Origin of the sequence: Staphylococcus intermedius NCTC 11048 (assembly GCF_002902385.1) — a bacterium.
In the GTDB taxonomy this organism is placed as follows: domain Bacteria; phylum Bacillota; class Bacilli; order Staphylococcales; family Staphylococcaceae; genus Staphylococcus; species Staphylococcus intermedius.
Genome location: NZ_PPQH01000171.1, coordinates 1 through 206, shown reverse-complemented (window position 1 = coordinate 206; position 206 = coordinate 1). Strand labels below are relative to the sequence as shown.

1 rRNA gene is annotated in these 206 nt (G+C 37.4%); it reads left to right on the top strand.

Annotated elements, in window-relative coordinates:
- Nucleotides 1–68 (top strand): 16S ribosomal RNA (locus CD138_RS13985); the annotation flags it as partial.
- Between the last annotated feature and the right edge of the window lie 138 nt (nucleotides 69–206).

The window sequence follows — 206 nt, the reverse complement described above, 5'->3', positions numbered from 1 at the left end:
GACAAATGATTGGGGTGAAGTCGTAACAAGGTAGCCGTATCGGAAGGTGCGGCTGGATCACCTCCTTTCTAAGGATAATATACGGAATATCACCATCAGGTGATAAGCGAATTAACGTGACATATTGTATTCAGTTTTGAATGCTCATTCATTTGAGGATTCAGAATGATTTGTACATTGAAAACTAGATAAGTAAGTATAGATTT